Annotated in this window: 15 protein-coding genes and 1 pseudogene; 10 read left to right on the plus strand and 6 right to left on the minus strand. The window is 62.2% G+C overall.

Features of this window, described 5'->3' with window-relative positions:
- The first annotated feature begins 84 nt into the window (after positions 1-84).
- Together B0E51_RS13995 and B0E51_RS14000 are read left to right on the plus strand one after the other, a co-directional pair.
- Positions 85-1,842: an Eco57I restriction-modification methylase domain-containing protein gene (locus B0E51_RS13995; protein ID WP_077445565.1), complete on the plus strand. Its 1,758-nt coding sequence runs from the start codon at positions 85-87 to the stop codon at positions 1,840-1,842.
- Positions 1,843-1,943: 101 nt separating this feature from the next.
- A pseudogene (locus B0E51_RS14000) lies at positions 1,944-2,624 on the plus strand (PaeR7I family type II restriction endonuclease); the annotation flags it as partial.
- 39 nt (positions 2,625-2,663) lie between these two features.
- On the opposite strand, the gene B0E51_RS14005 reads toward B0E51_RS14000, so the two are convergent.
- Both B0E51_RS14005 and B0E51_RS14010 read right to left on the minus strand, forming a co-directional pair.
- Complete coding sequence (locus B0E51_RS14005; protein ID WP_077445482.1) at positions 2,664-3,548, minus strand: EamA family transporter; 885 nt, start codon at positions 3,546-3,548, stop codon at positions 2,664-2,666.
- A gap of 608 nt (positions 3,549-4,156) precedes the next feature.
- A complete protein-coding gene (locus B0E51_RS14010) occupies positions 4,157-4,630 on the minus strand; it encodes a DUF1456 family protein (RefSeq protein WP_077445483.1) in 474 nt (157 codons plus the stop codon).
- Positions 4,631-5,050: 420 nt separating this feature from the next.
- Between B0E51_RS14010 and B0E51_RS14015 the strand changes: the two genes are divergently transcribed.
- The 5 genes from B0E51_RS14015 to B0E51_RS14035 all read left to right on the plus strand — a co-directional run bounded on the left by B0E51_RS14015 (position 5,051) and on the right by B0E51_RS14035 (position 9,969).
- A complete protein-coding gene (locus B0E51_RS14015) occupies positions 5,051-5,605 on the plus strand; it encodes an RNA polymerase sigma factor (RefSeq protein ID WP_077445484.1) in 555 nt (184 codons plus the stop codon).
- Complete coding sequence (locus tag B0E51_RS14020; protein WP_077445485.1) at positions 5,602-6,693, plus strand: hypothetical protein; 1,092 nt, start codon at positions 5,602-5,604, stop codon at positions 6,691-6,693. The genes B0E51_RS14015 and B0E51_RS14020 overlap by 4 nt, the downstream gene beginning before the upstream one ends.
- The gene (locus tag B0E51_RS14025; RefSeq protein WP_077445486.1) at positions 6,690-7,286 is read left to right on the plus strand and encodes a YigZ family protein; all 597 of its coding nucleotides are present in this window, start codon (positions 6,690-6,692) and stop codon (positions 7,284-7,286) included. The genes B0E51_RS14020 and B0E51_RS14025 overlap by 4 nt, the downstream gene beginning before the upstream one ends.
- Positions 7,287-7,398: 112 nt before the next feature.
- Positions 7,399-9,171: an ABC transporter transmembrane domain-containing protein gene (locus tag B0E51_RS14030; protein WP_077445487.1), complete on the plus strand. Its 1,773-nt coding sequence runs from the start codon at positions 7,399-7,401 to the stop codon at positions 9,169-9,171.
- Positions 9,172-9,450: 279 nt separating this feature from the next.
- A complete protein-coding gene (locus B0E51_RS14035; protein ID WP_077445488.1) occupies positions 9,451-9,969 on the plus strand; it encodes a PepSY domain-containing protein in 519 nt (172 codons plus the stop codon).
- A gap of 144 nt (positions 9,970-10,113) precedes the next feature.
- Here B0E51_RS14035 and B0E51_RS14040 read toward each other — a convergent pair whose 3' ends face one another.
- Complete coding sequence (locus tag B0E51_RS14040; RefSeq protein ID WP_077445566.1) at positions 10,114-11,319, minus strand: serine hydrolase; 1,206 nt, start codon at positions 11,317-11,319, stop codon at positions 10,114-10,116.
- 1,222 nt (positions 11,320-12,541) lie between these two features.
- Between B0E51_RS14040 and B0E51_RS14055 the strand changes: the two genes are divergently transcribed.
- From B0E51_RS14055 to B0E51_RS14065, 3 genes are all read left to right on the plus strand, one after another.
- On the plus strand, positions 12,542-13,594 hold the full coding sequence (locus B0E51_RS14055; RefSeq protein ID WP_077445491.1) for an aldehyde reductase: 1,053 nt from the start codon (positions 12,542-12,544) through the stop codon (positions 13,592-13,594).
- Between the two features lie 50 nt (positions 13,595-13,644).
- On the plus strand, positions 13,645-14,265 hold the full coding sequence (locus tag B0E51_RS14060) for a TetR/AcrR family transcriptional regulator (protein ID WP_077445492.1): 621 nt from the start codon (positions 13,645-13,647) through the stop codon (positions 14,263-14,265).
- Positions 14,266-14,424: 159 nt separating this feature from the next.
- The gene (locus B0E51_RS14065; RefSeq protein WP_174570676.1) at positions 14,425-14,826 is read left to right on the plus strand and encodes a VOC family protein; all 402 of its coding nucleotides are present in this window, start codon (positions 14,425-14,427) and stop codon (positions 14,824-14,826) included.
- Positions 14,827-15,120: 294 nt separating this feature from the next.
- On the opposite strand, the gene B0E51_RS14070 is transcribed toward B0E51_RS14065, so the two are convergent.
- From B0E51_RS14070 to B0E51_RS14080, 3 genes are all read right to left on the minus strand, one after another.
- Entirely contained in the window at positions 15,121-16,122 is a 1,002-nt protein-coding gene (locus B0E51_RS14070) for an NADP-dependent oxidoreductase (protein ID WP_077445494.1), read from the minus strand.
- Positions 16,119-16,952, minus strand: a complete 834-nt coding sequence (locus B0E51_RS14075) for an oxidoreductase (protein WP_077445495.1) — start codon at positions 16,950-16,952, stop codon at positions 16,119-16,121. The genes B0E51_RS14070 and B0E51_RS14075 overlap by 4 nt, the downstream gene beginning before the upstream one ends.
- 169 nt (positions 16,953-17,121) lie before the next feature.
- On the minus strand, positions 17,122-17,703 hold the full coding sequence (locus B0E51_RS14080; RefSeq protein WP_077445496.1) for a TetR/AcrR family transcriptional regulator: 582 nt from the start codon (positions 17,701-17,703) through the stop codon (positions 17,122-17,124).
- Positions 17,704-17,706 lie beyond the last annotated feature (3 nt).

The following is a 17,706-nucleotide window of genomic DNA, read 5'->3' on the forward strand; positions in this document are numbered from 1 at the left end:
TAAAACTTGAGACAGCATCCTGCCAAAGTGGCAGCATTCGTCTCATGCTGGACACCCCTCAACCTCCCCGTCACCATGGCGTCCATGAATCTTTCGTTTGACTTGTTTGACCATGCCGAAAGGGCGCCTGAAATTGAGGCGGCCATTTCGCACATGGCCGGACATGGCGAGACAGACCGTGGCGCCATTTTCACACGTCCGGAAGTGGTCGATGCAATCCTTGATCTTGCCGGATATCAATCTGATCGTCCGCTGCATGGGTTGCGCCTGCTAGAACCTTCGTTTGGCGCTGGCGACTTTCTACTCCGTGCTGCACGACGCTTATGGTCAGCTTTTGTGCGCGACGGCGGCACACCCGCAACAGCCGTGAAAAATCTGCGCAACGCCATCACCGCGGTGGAACTGCATCAGTCGACATTCGACCTGACCAGTCAGCGGCTCGTTGATCAGCTCACACAGCAAGGTCTCTGCCCACGCGATGCCGATGCCCTGTGCACGTCATGGCTAATCCGCGACGATTTCCTGCTAACGCCATTGGATGGATCGTTCGACTTTGTCATTGGCAATCCACCCTATGTCCGCCAGGAGCGAATTCCTGCCGCACTGCTGAACGAATACCGACGCCGTTTCCGTACACTCTACGACCGGGCCGATTTGTATATACCGTTTTTCGAACGTGCTCTGGACTTGCTCAATGAGGACGGAGTACTCGGCTATATCTGCGCCAATCGCTGGCTCAAGAACCGTTATGGTGGCCCGCTTCGGGAAAAGATCACGAATGGCTACTGGCTGAAATACTTCATCGATATGGAGGTCACCGACGCCTTCCATTCGGAGGTCATTGCCTATCCCGCCATCACCATTTTCCAACGCGCCATACCTGAACTCGCGACCCGACAATCCACCCGTGCCGCCGGGTCCGACGTCGTCGTCGCCCAATCGCTGCCGTTGCTGGTAGATGCCTTGCTTGATCCTTCAAATTCGTCCGGTGCTGTCTCGGAGTTCAAGCTGGATGCCGTGGGCTCGGCACCACTATTGCTGGATGACATCCCACGACTTGTGCTGCTTCGTCGCATTGAGCACGCGCTTCCGACACTTGAACAGGCCGGCTGCAAGGTTGGCATTGGCGTGGCAACCGGCTGCGACCGTGTTTTCATCGATGCCATGGATGCCCTGCCCGTCGAACCGGAACGCAAGCTGCCACTGGTGATGGCGCGCGACCTCGTAGACGGTAATATCCGCTGGGGCGGCAAGGCGGTGTTGAACCCGTTCGATGAATCGGGACAGCTCGTTCCACTTGAATCGTTTCCCCGCTTCAAACGCTATCTCCACGCACATCGCGACAGCGTGACAAGCCGTCATGTGGCACAACGCAACCCGGAAGGCTGGTATCGGACGATCGATCGCATCCAGCCAGGTCTGCTGGAGATGCCCAAGCTTCTGGTGCCGGACATCAAGGGCGAAGGTGTCTTCGTCATGGATGAAGGACGCTACTACCCGCATCACAATCTCTACTTCATCACCTCAAGCGAATGGGATTTGCGAGCACTTCAGACTGTGCTTCGCTCATCGCTGACGCTGATGGTCGTGGCAACTTATTGCACTCGCATGGCCGGAGGTTTTCTGCGGTTCCAGGCGCAGTATCTGCGCAGGATCCGCCTGCCCCACTGGCATAATGTCGACGATTGCGTGCGCGAACGCCTGATCGCCGCAACCATGACGAAGATCCAGGATGAAGTCGATGCGCCGGTATTCGAATTGTATGGATTAAGCACTGCGGAAGCTCTGCGAACACGGCAAATCGCCGATGTGGCACGCGTTGGAAAGGGATTACTCCAGTGACCATCAGCCTGCTTCCGCCATAGTTCGACGAACTCACTCGCCAAGCGGTTCATACCTTCTGGCATTCACGTAACAGCGGCACCGTCAATGCAGCACACGAAGGCGGGCGCGCAGCGGTCGTTGGCGGCAAGAACATGGATGGCTTCATCGAAGTCGTGCGTGCGGTCGTGACGCACTGCGGCCTAGCTGCCGATACCGTGCATGTACGCAAGTCCAAGGTGGTCCTCCCTGGCTTCTTTCGTGCGACCAAGAGCTGGGATGTACTGGTCGTCCACGAGAAGAGATTGCTTGGTGTTTTCGAGTTCAAATCGCAGGTCGGCTCGTTCGGAAACAACTTCAACAACCGCAGTGAAGAAGTCATCGGATCGGCTGCCGATCTCTGGGTAGCGCATCATCACGGCGCCTATGGCGGCATACCCAGAAACCGGAACGAAGTACGGGAATACGCGCCGGCACTGTTGAACCCGGTGATCCAGTCGGATCCGCGACCGCCATTTCTGGCGTGGCTGATGCTTCTCGAAGAATGCGATGCCTCCATGCGGTCCGTGCGCTGCGATGAACCGCACTTTCCCGTATTCGAGGAGTTTCGCGACGCCTCATACGCCCGCAGGTATCAGATCCTTTGCGAACGACTGGTAGAACGCCAGCTCTACAGCGCAGCGGCGCTGGAGCTGACGCCCACTGGCAAGGACAACCACCGGGCACTTTCACCTGCGACAAGCATCCGGAACATGTTCTCTGAGTTTGCCGGGCGCATCCTCGCTGCCGTGCAAGGCGTATAGCGCTCCTGCAGCTATCGTTCAGTCTTTAGTTGGTGACTCTCAGTTCGCCAGCGGCTCGGTCAGCATCGGGCGACGCACGCTCAACGCGGTACCCGCCGCCGCCACGATGATCGTCACGATGGCCAGCCACTGCAGCAGGCTGAGCTGCTCGCCCAGCAACGCCACACCGGCCAACGCGGCGATGGCCGGCTCCAGGCTCAGCAAAGTGCTGAACGTGCGCGCCGGCAAGCGGGTCAGCGCGACCATCTCCAGCGAATACGGCAGGGCCGAGCTCAGCACCGCCACGCCCAGCGCATACGGCAACAACGCGGGCGACAACAATGCGCTGCCGGCGTGCGCGATGCCGAACGGGATCGCCAGCAAGGCACCGATCGAAGTGCCCAGCGTCACCGCGTCCGCGCCGTAGACCGCTCCCGCCTTCTTCCCCAGCACGATGTACAACGCCCAGCCCACGCCGGCGGCCAGCGCGTACATCACGCCCACCGGATCGAGTGCCTGCACTTGTCCGCGTAGCGGCAGCAACAGGGCCAGCCCGGCAACGACCAGCGCGATCCAGACGAAGTCGAGCAACCGACGCGAACCGAACAACGCCAGCGCCAGCGGCCCGGTGAATTCCAGCGCCACCGCGATGCCCAGCGGGATCGTGCGCAACGACATGTAGAACACCAGGTTCATCGCGCCCATCGAGAGGCCATAGCCCCATAGCACGCGCCAGTCGCGCTGGCTGCCCGACCGCCGCCACGGCCGCCGCCACAGCAGCAGGAGCAGCGCGCTGAGCCCCAGTCGATAGGCAGTAGCACCCTGCGCACCGACCTTCGGAAACAGGTGCTTGGCCAGCGACGCGCCACATTGATACGAGACCATGCTGATCAACAGCATGCCGACCGCGAGCGCGACCGGAGCAAGGGTGGAACGTGATGACATGAGCGCAGCCGCGGCGGGAGAACAGTGCACCCATGATGCCCGCAGACCTGGACGAAACCCACCGTGCAGAGCATCTTGCTGGCACCATTGCTGACAGCATCTGACAGCAATGGTCGGCATGGCTCGCAGGGTGATGCATGAATGTCTAGACTCTACTCACGAGATTTGCGAGCGAATCCATCGCTTCGCAAGCTCGTCGCGAAAACGAACCAGGGGAGACCTTCGAATGCGTCGTCACTTCGTTCTGCTGCTTGGATCATTGATCGTGTTTCCAGCTGCGCATGCGCAAACCACCTACACGTGCATAGATTCAAACGGAAGCGCAACAAAATCTACGAAACCGTGCAAGGGATTGACCGCGCAAGCCATTCATGGATCGACAGGCAGCCCCGAGCGGGACAACTACATTGTTGTGCAAATGTCTCCCGGTGCGCTGAAAGCTGTCGAAGCGAATACGAAAACTTCAAATGAGCGAAAAAATGCTCAACGGACGGCAAATGGGAACGGCGACGTCGAGCACCCTGACGTGGGGTCGCACTAGGGTTATTAGGCGTCCGCTCCCGACCGATAAAGTAGACATCTAAAAAGTGGATCGGCTCTCTCTTATCTCAGCCAGCCCCGCGCACCCGCATCGTCAACCCCTTCAGAAAATTCCGCAGCAGCTGATCGCCGCACAACTTGAAATTCTTGTGGTCGGGCTGACGGAACAACGCGCTTAGCTCCGGCTTGGAAACCGGGAAACCGGCACTTTCAAGGATCTGGTGCATGTCCACATCCTTCAGCTCGAATGCCACGCGCAACTTCTTCAGCACCACGTTGTTGGTGACGCGCTTCTCCACCGGCCGTGGCGGCAGGCTTTCGTCGCGACCGCGACGGTAAAACACCAGGCCGTCGAGGAAGTGCGCCAGCACCTTGTTGCTGCACTCGACGTAACCCGGTTCCTCGTCCTTCTTCAGGAACGCCTGCACGTCCTCCTTCGCGATCGGGAAATTCGCGTCCGCCAGCTGGGTGATCTCCACCACCTTGCCATCGCTGAGGTCGAGCATGTAGCGGATGGCGCGCAGTACGTCGTTGTTGATCATGTCGTTCCAGTAAGCCTTGCCGAGATCGCCATGCTACCGCGCCACACGCGTAACGATTAACCCTGTTTGCATCGGGCCTGCGTTTCATCTCTCACGAATCGAAGGAAACCACTCTGTGAACACGAAAACCCGGTTGCATGAACAGGCTCATCGCAACACGTCATCGCGTTGAAATTTCCAGCCCCGATGCGTGTACAGCGACCGTGGCTGCAGGCTATTCCCCCGCTTGCAGTCATCCCCCAGTCGCTGCCACGCACCGGGGCTGGAGCCACTTGTCTGCGGATCAGTGATCCGGCACCTTCCGACCCGGACAGCCACCCCAGGCGCAAGCAACGCCGTATGGCATCCGAGGACAGATCGTCGGAATTCGCGCGTCACAACCTACCCGGCGGCGAGCGATTTGGCTTACCCTCGCCTCTTATGGATGCTGCGGTCGACCCCGATGCGATGCTGATGCTTGCCTATGCACGTGGCGATCTGGCTGCGTTCGAGGCGCTGTATGCGCGTCACCGCGGCATGTTGTACCGGTTCCTGTTGCGCAGCGTGCGCGACCCGCACCGCACCGACGAGCTGTTCCAGGAAACCTGGAGTCGGGTGATCAGTGCCCGTGCACGCTACCAGCCCCAGGCAAAATTCAGCACCTGGTTGCTGCAGATCGCGCACAACCTGATGATCGACAGTCTGCGGCGCCAGCGGCCGACGGCCGATGGTGACGAGGCCGAAACCGCCTTGGCCAACGTGGCGATGCCCGAGCGGTCACAGCCCGAGCATGTCCTGTCCGAGTTCGAACACCGTCGCAACCTGCAGCGTGCGATCGAGCAACTGCCGGAGGAACAACGTGCCGCCGTGCTGTTGCGACTGGAGCACGAGCTCAGCCTGGAGGAAATTGCCGAGGTGACCGGTGCCGGCCGCGAGACGGTGAAATCGCGCCTGCGCTATGCCATGAATCGTTTACGCGAAGTGCTGTCCGAATGACCGTCCAACTGCCACCGCAAGAGCCTGACGAGATGCTGCCCGGCGAAACCGAGCTGGCGGCACTGTATCGTCAGTTGCCGAAGAACGAGCCCGGCGCGGCACTGGACGCTGCCGTGCTGCAGGCGGCTGCGCAAGCCCTGGCGTCAGCCGAATCGGCCACGGTCCAGGCCACCGACCGCCGGAAGTTGCCGCGGGAACGCGGGGATTGGGTGCGCCCGAAACCCGATTCTGCAGCGAATTCAGACCAGCCCGATCCCGTGACAGCAACGCCATCCTTCAGCCGGCGAAAACCCGGTTCGCGCTGGCTGATCGCACTGAGCAGCGCCGCCACGCTGGTGCTGGTTGCCGGCTTGGCCTGGCGCATGCGCGGAATGCCGTCGACTGCAACCACACCAGATGCCGCCAGCTATCGGCCTGTCGCCAGCAGCCCGGTCGATATGGCGTCGCCTGCTGCCGCCGCCGCACCGTTGCCACCGCCAGCATCAGCGCCGGCTGCCCAGCAGGTCGTTGCGCAAGAGGCCGTCCAGCCGACCGAGCATGTCTCCGTCGCCGCCGCACCCGCAAGACTGCAGGCCGCACGAACGACGTCGGCCAACGGCGTCATGAAGCTGCGCAGCACACCGCCACCTTCAGTCGCAGAAGCGACTGCGTCCGCTGCTGCTGCGCCACTTGCCGATGCCGGCATGAGCAGCACGGCAAAACCCGTCGCAGAAAACTATTCATCGGAGCCGGTAGCGAAAGCGCCGGTAGCGGAGGCTGCAGCGACAGCCCCGGACAACCAAGCCAACCGGGCTGAAGTCGCCGCTGCGCCCGTACCCGCACCGCCACCACCGCCTCCCATGCTGGCCCCCATGCCCATGCAGGCAACCGCCGCCGCACCGATGCCAGCGCCCGCTCCACCAACGTTCACCGAAAAAACGACAGCCGCGAATCCCGCCGATACGCCTGCGCAGGAACTCGACAAGATCCAGCAGCTGTTCGCCCAAGGCCATGACGATGAAGCGCGACAGCGCCTGACCACCTTCCATCAAACGCACCCGCAATGGGAGCTGCCGGCGCAACTTGACGCCCAACTGCACAAGCCATGAGCGAAGGGTTGTCCACGCTGGCCCAGCATTGCCGGCATATGGAAGAAATCAAGAAGAGCCGCTTCCTCGCACTCGCCGCACCAGTGGATTCGACCGAGCAGGCGCAAGTCTTCCTGCGTGAAGTGAGCGACCCGTCTGCGACACACAACTGCTGGGCCTGGCGGATCGGCCAGGACTACCGCTTCAACGACGATGGCGAACCCGGCGGCACCGCCGGCCGGCCGATCCTGCAGGCGATCGAGGGCCAGGGCATCGACCGTGCCGTGGTCGTGGTGACGCGCTGGTACGGCGGCATCAAGCTTGGCGCCGGCGGCCTGGTGCGCGCCTACGGAGGTACCGCAGCGGAATGCCTGCGCCGCGCCGAGCGGGTGCCGATTGTGGCGATGAGCCGGCTCGCCGTGCATTGCGACTTTGCCGGACTGACTCTGCTCAAGGCTCGTCTGAAGGAGCTGCAGGCCGAAGTCGAACGTGAAGTGTTCGGCACTGATGGTGTGGAACTGTGGCTACGGCTGCCGGAAAGCCGCGTTATCGAGGCCCAGTTGCGCGTCAGCGACCTGAGCCGCGGACGCAGCGAGGCAAAACGTCTGGATTGAACCGCCTGGTGGTGGTGCGGAGGATTGAATCAGCCGCCGCGCGCCCCACTTGAATGCCATTGGCCGTGTCCTCTCGGGCCGGTGTCATCTGCAATCCACCCTGCGAGAGCCCATGAGCGACGCCACCAGCGACACCTCCCGCCCTGCCCGCCGCATCGGCGCCCTGCGCCAGCTATGGCCTTTTCTGAAGCCCCATCGTGCGCTGGCGCTGGGCTGGCTGGTGTTCCTCGGCGTGTCCTCGGCATCGACGCTGGTGCTGCCGGTGGCGATACGGCGCATGTTCGACCAGGGGTTTGGCCATTCCAGCGCGGTGGCGATCAATGCCACCTTCCTCGGCCTGTTTGGCGTGGCGCTGGTACTCGCCTTCGCGACCGCGGCTCGCTATTTCTGCATCACCCTGCTCGGCGAGCGTGCGCTGGCTTCGATGCGCTCGCAGCTTTACGCCCACGTGATCCGGCTCGATGTGGGCTTCTTCGAACGCAGTCGCGTTGGTGAACTGACCTCGCGCCTGGGCACCGATACCGAAGTGGTGCAGGCGCTGATCGGCTCGGGCATCTCGGTGGCTTTGCGCAGCCTGGTGATGCTGCTCGGCGCCGCCGCGATGATGGTATGGACCAGCCCGCGGCTGGCCGGCCTCACCGCCCTGGTGATTCCCGCGGTGATGTTGCCGATCCTTGTGTTTGGCCGGCGCGTGCAGAAACTCTCGCGTGCCAGTCAGGATCGCCTGGCGGACGCCGCCGCGATCGCCAACGAGACGCTCAATGCAGCGCCGGCGGTGAAGGCTTACGCGCGCGAAGACATCGAAAGTGTCCGCTACGGCAACGCGATCAACCGTGCGCTGTCCACGGCACGCAAACGCATCGGCATGCGCTCGCTGCTCACGGCAGCGGTAATCGTGCTGTTCTTCGGCGCGATCACGCTGGTGCTGTGGGTTGGCGCGCAGGATGTGCTGACCCGTACGCTGAGTCCCGGCGTGCTGGCCCAGTTCGTGTTTTACGCATTCTTCGCCGCCGGCTCGGTAGCGGGCTTGAGCGAGGTATGGGGCGATGTGCTGCGTGCGGCTGGTGCGATGGAGCGCATCGGCGAGCTGTTCGGCGAACGCTCGGACATTACCGACCCCGCACAGCCACTGGCATTGCCACGACCGATCCGCGGTGCGCTGCGCTTCGACAACGTGGCGTTCCACTACCCCACCCGACCGGATGCGCCCGCGCTGCACGACTTCAATCTCGCCATCCAGCCCGGCGAGACGGTGGCGCTGGTCGGTCCCTCCGGCGCTGGCAAGAGCACGGTGTTCGCGCTGCTGTTGCGTTTCTACGATCCGCAGAGCGGCCGCATCAGCCTGGACGGAATCGACCTGCGCGCGCTGGCTCTGCCCGAGCTGCGCGGTGCGATCGCCTTGGTACCGCAGGAGACGGTGATCTTCGGCGGCAGCGCAGCCGACAATATCCGCTTCGGTCGTCAGGATGCGGACAGCGACGAAGTGCGCGAAGCGGCCCGCGCAGCCGAGTCACATGAATTCATCAGCGCGCTGGCTGGCGGCTACGACGCCGAACTGGGCGAGCGCGGCGTGCGCCTGTCCGGCGGTCAGCGCCAGCGCATCGCGATCGCCCGCGCGATCCTGCGCGATGCGCCCTTGCTGTTGCTGGACGAAGCCACTTCGTCACTCGATGCGCAATCCGAAGCTGCGATCCAGCAGGCGCTCGAACGGCTGGAGAAAGGCCGCACCACCCTGGTGATCGCCCACCGCCTCGCCACCGTGCAGCGCGCCGATCGCATCGTGGTGATGGACGGTGGCCGCATCGTGGCGCAAGGCACGCATGAGAGTCTGCTGGCCGAAGGCGGGTTGTACGCGGAGCTGGCCCGGCTGCAATTCGTGGCTTGAGTAACTGCTGCGGATCGTTTCCAGCCGGGAGCCCGCGCTCGAAAGTGCACGCTGCCCCAGATTTCGGTCGGCGCAGACCGAACGCCATTTCGACATACCTGAACACCGCCCCTACTTTCACCCGAAAGTCACGCGCGCTTTCACGCCGTCGTCCTTAACGCGGTGGTCCCATGCTGACTGCATGAGTCTGCGCTGAGTGTCATTCGCAGACTCGCACTTCGGAACGAGGCCTGCGCAAGCCGGCGTCACCGATTCGTTTCCCCACACAAGGAGTTCCCCATGATCAAGCGCATGCTTCCCCTGTTGATTGGACTGTCGGTTTGCGGCGCTGCTTTCGCGCAGGACATGCCTGCCACTGCCCAGTCGACGACCAGTACCACTACCGCAAATCACACGACTACTACGACTACGACCACGTTGTGGCCAGCCCAACCGCCCGCTGACGGATCGACCGAGGATGCTGTCAAGACCGCGATCGCCAACGCCGGCTACAAGGAAGTGAAGGGCCTGAAATTCAAGAACGGTGTGTGGCGCAGCAAGGCGCGTGGCGGCAACAAGAAGTGGGTCAAACTCGCAGTCGGGCCGGTCAATGGCAAGGTGTATGCGGCCGATACACCGTCCAAGCTCAGCAAGGACGAGATCAGCGCCAAGCTGGCTACAGCCGGCTACCAGAACGTCAAGGACGTGAAGTTCGACGAAGGCCTGTGGGCCGCTGAAGCCAAGACGCCGCATGGCAACGACGTCGACCTGCTGGTCGATCCGGACGATGGCAGCGTGGTCGCCAAATCGCACGATTGATTCACTGCATCTGCGAAGAAGGTCTCGGGAGCCCGGCGCGTTGATGGCGCCGGGCTTCTTCGTTTGATGGAGGAAAACCTGCGCACCGTGCATGCGTGGCTTGCGCTCGCGAGGACGACCACCATTCCTGCCGCGTAACGCGAATCAGTGCACCGATCGCTCCCGCTCCGCATCCACCGCGTGCTTGATCGCGGCCACGAACTCGCGCCGCGCGGCAACCAGTTCGTCGGACGTCGCATGCGGCCACGCACCCACCTGGGCGATCACCAGCTGGCGCGCGGGATCGACGTAGACCATCTGGCCGAAGATGCCGATCGCGGCATAGCTGCCATCGGCATCCGTCCACCACAGATAGCCGTATCCGCGGTCGGGTTCGTCGACGCTTTCCTGGCGGCGCAGCGCACCCTCAAGCCATGCTTTGGCGACTGCTGGCTTGCCGGCGATGCGGCCGCCGTCGAGCATGAACTGCCCCAGCCGCGCGTAGTCGCCCAAGGTGGCCGACAGGCCGCTGCCGCCGGTGTCGCTGCCATCGCATTCGTCCTTGATCCAGTACGCATCGGCGGCCATGCCGTACGGCTGCCAGATGGTCTGTGACAGGTAGGCGGCCAGCGAGCGATGCGTGGCACGCTGCACCAGGATGCCGAGCAGATCGGTTTCCGCGGTGTTGTAGTTCCAGTGCGTGCCGGCGGGCCATTGCCGCGGCTGCTTGCGCAGGTACGACAGCACATGCGCCTGGCCGTCGACGCAGGCGTGGAGATACATCTGCGCCACATCCGACTTGGCGTCGGCGTAGTCCTCGTTCCAGTGCACGCCGGAGGTCATCGTCAGCAACTGCTGCACCGTGACCTTGGCGTAGGCGCTGTCGCGCAACTCCGGGATATAGGTGCCCAGTGTGTCGTCCATGCTGTGGATGTCACCCCGCTGCAACGCGATCCCGACCAGGGTGGAGGTGACCGACTTGGCCACCGAGAACGACTCCCAGCGCTGCTCCGGCCCGAAGCCCAGCGCATAGTGCTGCAAGCGAACGCGGCCGCCCTGCAACACCATCACGCCAGCGAGGTGATGCTGGTCCATGTAGCGAGTCAGCAACCCTGACACTCCCTGCCCGCCCAGGACCAGCGGCTTGCCCTGCGGCAACTCGTGCACATGCGTACCGTGCGCGGCGCGATCGCTGGGAAACAGCGTATACATCTGCCGGAACTGCGCCTCGCGCTGCGTCTGCGGCCAGAACAGCACGGCCTCGCGCTGTTCGCCAATGGTCGGTGTGTGCGGCTCGCTGGCTGCCGATGGCAGCGCGACAGTCAGGCACAGGGCGGCGGCGAGCAGGCGGAGACGGATCGTTGGGCACATGTCGGTGCGTGTCAGTCGGTGCGGGAGCACCATGTTAGCGGTCCGGGCCGTACCGCTGCGCGACGGCATGAAATCAGCTCACGTTGCTCGATACCTCGATGCCACGGTATGGATCAGCCATTGCGGCACGATCGCCCTGAGCAGGTGAACCTTTCTTGATCGAGTGGATGGCGGTTGCCTTCTCCAGCTATTGGCAACGCAGGGAAAGGGTCTTCCGTGCATCGATCTTGTAGTCGCACCTTCCAACCTTGTGGGCGAGCTTCTCGTCGACCGTGCTTCCATCGGCATATTTGCATCGAATCGAGACAAACCGCCCCGCGTCATAGACATATCCAAGCTGCCAGTAACCGGATCGCTCGTGCGCTTCGTCGGGAACCAGAGTAGCCATCTCCTCCGGCGAACCGTCAAAGACATCCACGGAGCGCAGCGTCGACTTGCCTTGAGCGGGGCAGACATCCACCGCATGAATGGGGGATGCGGAACAAGCGCAGAGACACGCAAGCAGGAAACAAAGAGGCAACCTATTCGACAACATAAAAATTGTCCCCGTTGTTGGACCGCCCGTGTGCTCCCCAGCGCAACACTCTTGGCCCGATCGCTTTCGGACTCGGCGGGGTGACGTATTGGTCGTAGACAAGCACTCCGGCGGAGTTTTGACTGACGTAGATCGCGGCGTGACCCTCGTAATGATCCGAGGCGTTGAACGTTGCGATCACTGTGCCTGAGGCGATGTTCGCATTGTTTCGGACAGCCGCCCCCTTCCTCCACTGGCTCGTGATGGGCAAAGAAGGGCAAACCTTCTTTACATACGATACGCACTGCCCGCACAGATCCGTTCCGCGGGTTTGGCCGTCCGTTGGCGCCTGATCGAAAGGCCCGAGGCGAGATGTCGGTGAGCACACCCATTTTCCAACGGGAGCATTGAGGTTGCTTGCATAGTTGCTGGATGTATACGCCATGGCAGACCGTCCTTGTTGCATGTGCGAGCTTTGGTTGTATCGGCATGTTGCCCCGAGTTTGACTCCGTGTCATCCATGGCCCGCCACCAACCCGTGGATCAGGCCTGGCAGAGGGTTCAAAGGCCGGCCAGGGACTCCCAGGGCGTACCTGGCATGGCATCGTCTTGTCATCATCGACAAAAGCTCAACCGTCCCCTTTCCTGGAATCTGGAGACGGCTACTATCACGTACCAGCACCACCACCTCTTTCAACAGGAACAACCATGAGCACTGTTCTGGTAACCGGCGGATCAGGCTTCATCGGCAGCCAGGCCATCCTGCAGCTGCTGGCGGCAGGCCACCTGGTACGCACCACGGTGCGCAGCCTGAAGCGCGAAGGCGATGTACGCGCGATGCTGAAGCAAGGTGGCGTTGAGTCGGACGAACGGCTCTCCTTTGTGGTCGCCGATCTCGAGAGCGACGCCGGCTGGCCGCAAGCCGTCGCCGGCTGCGAATACGTGCTGCACATCGCGTCGCCGTTTCCTGCCACCCTCCCCAAGCACGAGGACGAGTTGATCGTGCCCGCGCGCGAAGGTGCGCTCCGCGTCCTGCGCGCCGCGCGCGACGCTGGCGTCAAGCGCGTGGTGCTGACCTCCTCGTTCGCGGCGATCGGCTATGGGCAGGAAGTGCAGACGGCACCGTTCAACGAAAGCAACTGGACCGATCCCGCCGGCGAAGATGTGCAGCCCTACGCGAAATCGAAGACCCTGGCCGAACGCGCAGCCTGGGATTTCATCGCCAGCGAAGGCGGCGCCCTCGAACTTGCCGTGGTCAATCCGGTCGGCGTGTTCGGCCCGGTGCTGGGGCCGGACTACTCGACCTCGATCCTGCTGGTGCAGCGGCTGATGGACGGCGCCATGCCCGGTTGCCCGCAACTCACTTTCGGTGCCGTCGATGTGCGCGATGTCGCCGATCTGCACATCCGCGCCATGACCGATCCCGCCGCGAAGGGCGAGCGATTCCTCGCCGTCGCCGGCGATTTCCTCTCGATCCGCGACATCGCCAGGATCTTGAAGAACCGCTTGGGCGCCTCAGCCAAACGGGTGCCGACCCGGCAATTGCCGAACTGGATCGTGCGCCTCGCCTCGTTAGGCGACCCAGCGGTCAAACAGATCCTTCCCGAACTCGGCAGGCCGAAGAACGCCACCAGCGAAAAAGCCCAACGCATGCTCGGCTGGGCACCGCGTTCGAACGAAGACGCGATCGTCGCCACTGCCGAAAGCTTGTTGCGGCTCGGACTTTTGAAGGAAGGATCGGCTGGCTCAAAGAACAACTGAATCCGCCATGGTATGAACCTCGCGCTGTTTTTCCCTGGAATCCGGCAAGCATGAGCCCTTCACCGCCATCGCTGCGCCCGCGCAAGAAACCCGTGCAACCGCGTGCGGTCGAGACGTATGCCTGGATGCTGGAGGCGGCGGCACAGATCCTTGAAGCACAGGGCATCGGTGCCTTCAACACCAACCTCGTCGCCGAACGGGCGGGCGTGAGCATCGGTTCGCTCTACCAGTATTTTCCCGGCAAGGATGCGTTGCTGGTAGCGTTGATGCGCCGCGAGAAGGCCCGCTTCGGCGAAGACGCCGCGGCAGCGAGGGATGCACCCGACGGTCACGCTGCGCTGGCGCATCTGGTCAGCGCAGCCGTCCGTCATCAGTTCGAGCGTCCGGAGCTGGCACGACTGATCGATATCGAGGAAGCGCGCCCGGAAGTGCAGCAGGAAGTGGAAAGCGCCAGCGACTTCCGCGGACTGCTGCGCGCTGCACTCGACCATGCCGATCTTCCCCCGCAACCGAACCGCGAAATTGCCATCGACGACGTTGCCGCGCTGGTGCGCCTGCTGGTAGATGCCGCCGGCGCGCGCGGCGAATCCGACGCGCAGCGGCTGGAACGACGTGTATTGGGCGCGATCCTTGGCTACCTCGGCGCGTCACCCGGTGCCGACGGGCGTTGAAATGTGAGCAATGGAACAGCGAACTGAAAGGCGGCAGGCTCGAAGGACTGACAACGACGCTGGCAAGCGCAAAACGGCGCATGCGAGTAGGCCGGCACCGAAACGGGAGAGATCATGGCGTCTCCCGGATCGCACGATCCACTCACTCCCGGAATCCCCATGTCGAACGCGATTTCCCCAATGAAACTCAACCATCTCAGCTTCCCTTCGCACGAGCCGGCGCGCACGGCGGCATTCTTCGAAACCTACCTTGGCTTCACCATCGCGCCGACAGAGGGACACTGGATACTGAAACGCCCCGGTTTCGACGTGGTCATCGAGGATGTCGAAGCGCAGACGCCACAATGGCCGAGCACCTTCCATGTCGGCTTCGAACTGCCGTCACGCGCCGAGGTCGAATCACTCCACACACGGATGGTGGCGGATGGCGTGCCAATGGAAACGGACGTCATCGACCACGAGCGCGGCTCGCGCTTCTTCTGCCGCGCGCCCGGTGGAGTGATGTTCGAACTCAACACCCGCGCCGACGCGGCGCCGAAGTATCACGGCACCTTCGACTGAGTCGGGGCGCACGAGATGCTCGTTCGCGCATCGGCGCTTCTGTCAGAGAAGGGAGACGGAGGCACCTAATTCAAGTTAGTTATCTCTGACACGAATGGCGCTTACTTAAGCGCGAAACCTCACTTCTCGTCATTCCCGCGAAAGCGGGAATCCAGTGACTTCGACTGTTTTCAGATCACACAAGACACTGGATCCCCGCTTTCGCGGGGATGACGGCGCCTGAGTAAGCGCCATTTATCCCTGACACTTTTCCACGCAATCTCCATAGGAAATTCCGTGGATGGAAAACCTGGCTCACTTGATCTTGACTACGACCTTGCCCTTCGCGCGACCTGCCTCGACGTAGGCCAAAGCATCGTTGGTCGACTCGAATGGAAAGATGCGATCAATCATGGGTCGAATGGCCCCTACCTCGATGAGCTGGGTGATCTCGCGCAACTGGTCTCCGTTGGCCCGCATGAAGAGAAACGAATACTTCAGATCACGACGGCTCGCCTTTTTCCTGACGCCGGAACTCAGCACGCGGACGATGAGGCGTACAAACCACGGCGCTCCGATTCCTTTTGCGAAGGTGGGATCAGGAGGGCCGGAAATCGAGATGAGGGTTCCGCCGGGTTTCAGCACGCGCAGAGATTTCTCCAGCGCCGCCGCATCCTGGCTGTGCAGGACCACATCGTAGTTCTGCAGCACTTTCTCGAAATCGTCTTTCCTGTAGTCGATGACGATGTCCGCGCCGAGGCTCTTCACCAAGTCAGTGTTGGCGCTGCTCGTCGTGGTGGCTACCGTGGCCCCGAGATGCGTGGCCAGTTGAATGGCGAAGGTGCCGACGCCGCCTGATCCCGCCTGGATGAAGATCTTCTGCCCTTTCTTCGGCTGCGCTCGTTCAACCAGAGCCTGCCAGGCCGTCAGGCCGACCAGCGGAAGCGACGCCGCCTCTTCCATCGTGATGTTCCTGGGCTTGGGCGCGATATCGTTTTCATTCACGGCAATGAACTGCGCAAACGTACCGATGCGGTGATCAGGCACCCGCGAATAGACTTCATCACCCACTTTGAATTGCCGAACCCGCGACCCCACTTGAGCCACGACTCCCGCTACGTCATGGCCCAGTACCAGCGGCATGCGGTAAGGCAGGATCAGCTTGAACTCGCCACTTTTGATTTTGGAGTCCAGCAGGTTCAGGCCTGCGGCGTGAACTTCGATCAGCACATCGTCGTCGCGAACCTCGGGCCGTGGCATGTCCCCAAGCCGCATCGGATCCTTCTTGCCGTATCGATCAATGATGAAGGCCTTCATGATGTTTTCTCTCGCGTAGATGTATCGAGCCGCAGGTCTTTTCTAACCCCTGCATCCAGCACACCGGCAGGCGCAAATCTGCGCAACCATCGCATGCGGCTCGCCAGCCCCGGGGCATAACGGAGCTTCGGACGGTCAGCCATGGCCGCCTTCAGCACCATCTCGGCTACGACTTCAGGTCCGTCTGCGCCCACGAGCACTTCTTTCACCCGTTTCTCCACGCCTGTGCGAATCTCGCGGTAGACATCGAGGGGAGCGTCGGGTTTCATCAAGTTCGCATCGAACGGCGTGTTGATATAGGCAGGCTCGACGACAGAGACCCGGATGCCCATCGTGCGCAGCTCATGATCGAGCGCTTCCGAATAGCCCGCGACCGCATGCTTGGTGGCGGAATACAGCGCCATGTACGGCATCGGCAGGAAACCGAGCACGGAGCCGATGTTGATGATGCGACCGCTGCCCTGCTGTCGCATGTGCGGGACGACGGCGCGCGTCATCCGGACGATGCCCATGAAGTTGGTATCGAAGATCGCCTGCGCCTGCCCGATCGAGCTTTCTTCCGCACCGGCCGGAGCCACGCCGAAGCCGGCGTTGTTCACCAACAGGTCGATGCGGCCTTCCAATCGAATCACTTCCCTGACTGCAGTTTCAACCGACGCGTCACTGGTCACGTCAAGGGACAACATCGCAAAGCGTTGCTGGTTCCCCTGTGCTCCGCGTCTGCTGGTGCCGTACACCGTATAGCCCGCGGTAGTGAGTCGCTCTGCCGTGGCCTTTCCGATACCTGAGGACGCTCCCGTGACGAGCGCGACGGATTTTCTGGGTTTCATGGGAATGCCTTTCAGTGAGTGGTCGCGAAATCGATGGCGATGATGGCGATGATGGCGATGATGGCGATGCAGAGGCTGCTGGATCTGGACGGGAGTGCCGTTCGTTTCGCGTTCCTTATATGATGATTATCATATTTAATTCCAAGTGAAAGCGCCGACACCGGCGCGCTCAGGCACCGCCAGGGACGAGATGTTTCAACGCCGCCTTCAGCAACGCGTCGGAAAGCTTGGAATCGTCGACAGCACGCGCCATGACCAAGGCGCCAACCATCGTGGCCGCAGTGACCAGCGCGTGCTCATGCGCATCAGGCTGTCCCCAGTCGGGCAACTGACGGGCAATGACATCAATCATTTCCTTGATGCGACGCGTGGCGGCTCGACGCACTTCGGGCGCCTGACGAGGCATCTCCGAACCGAGGGAAGCCACCGGACAGCCCATTTCCAGGCTTTTAACATGCTCCTTCGATAGATAGGCGCGCAGCAACACCTGCAATGCCTGCTCCGGTGGCGCAGTGGCAGCGACGCGCGACGATGCGGCGACGGCCTCCGCGCCAGCGCGATCCGCCGCCTCGGCCAGCATCGCCTCACGCGATGGGAAGTGGGCATAGAACCCACCATGCGTGAGGCCAGCCTCCTTCATGATGTTTGCGACACTGGTGCCGTCATAACCACTGCGACGGATGGCGCGCGCGGCGGTCTCGACGATGCGTTCGTGCGTGGCTTCCTTGGATCGGGTGGTGGCTCGTTTCATATT

This window comes from Rhodanobacter sp. C05 (genome assembly GCF_002001165.1).
In the GTDB taxonomy this organism is placed as follows: domain Bacteria; phylum Pseudomonadota; class Gammaproteobacteria; order Xanthomonadales; family Rhodanobacteraceae; genus Rhodanobacter.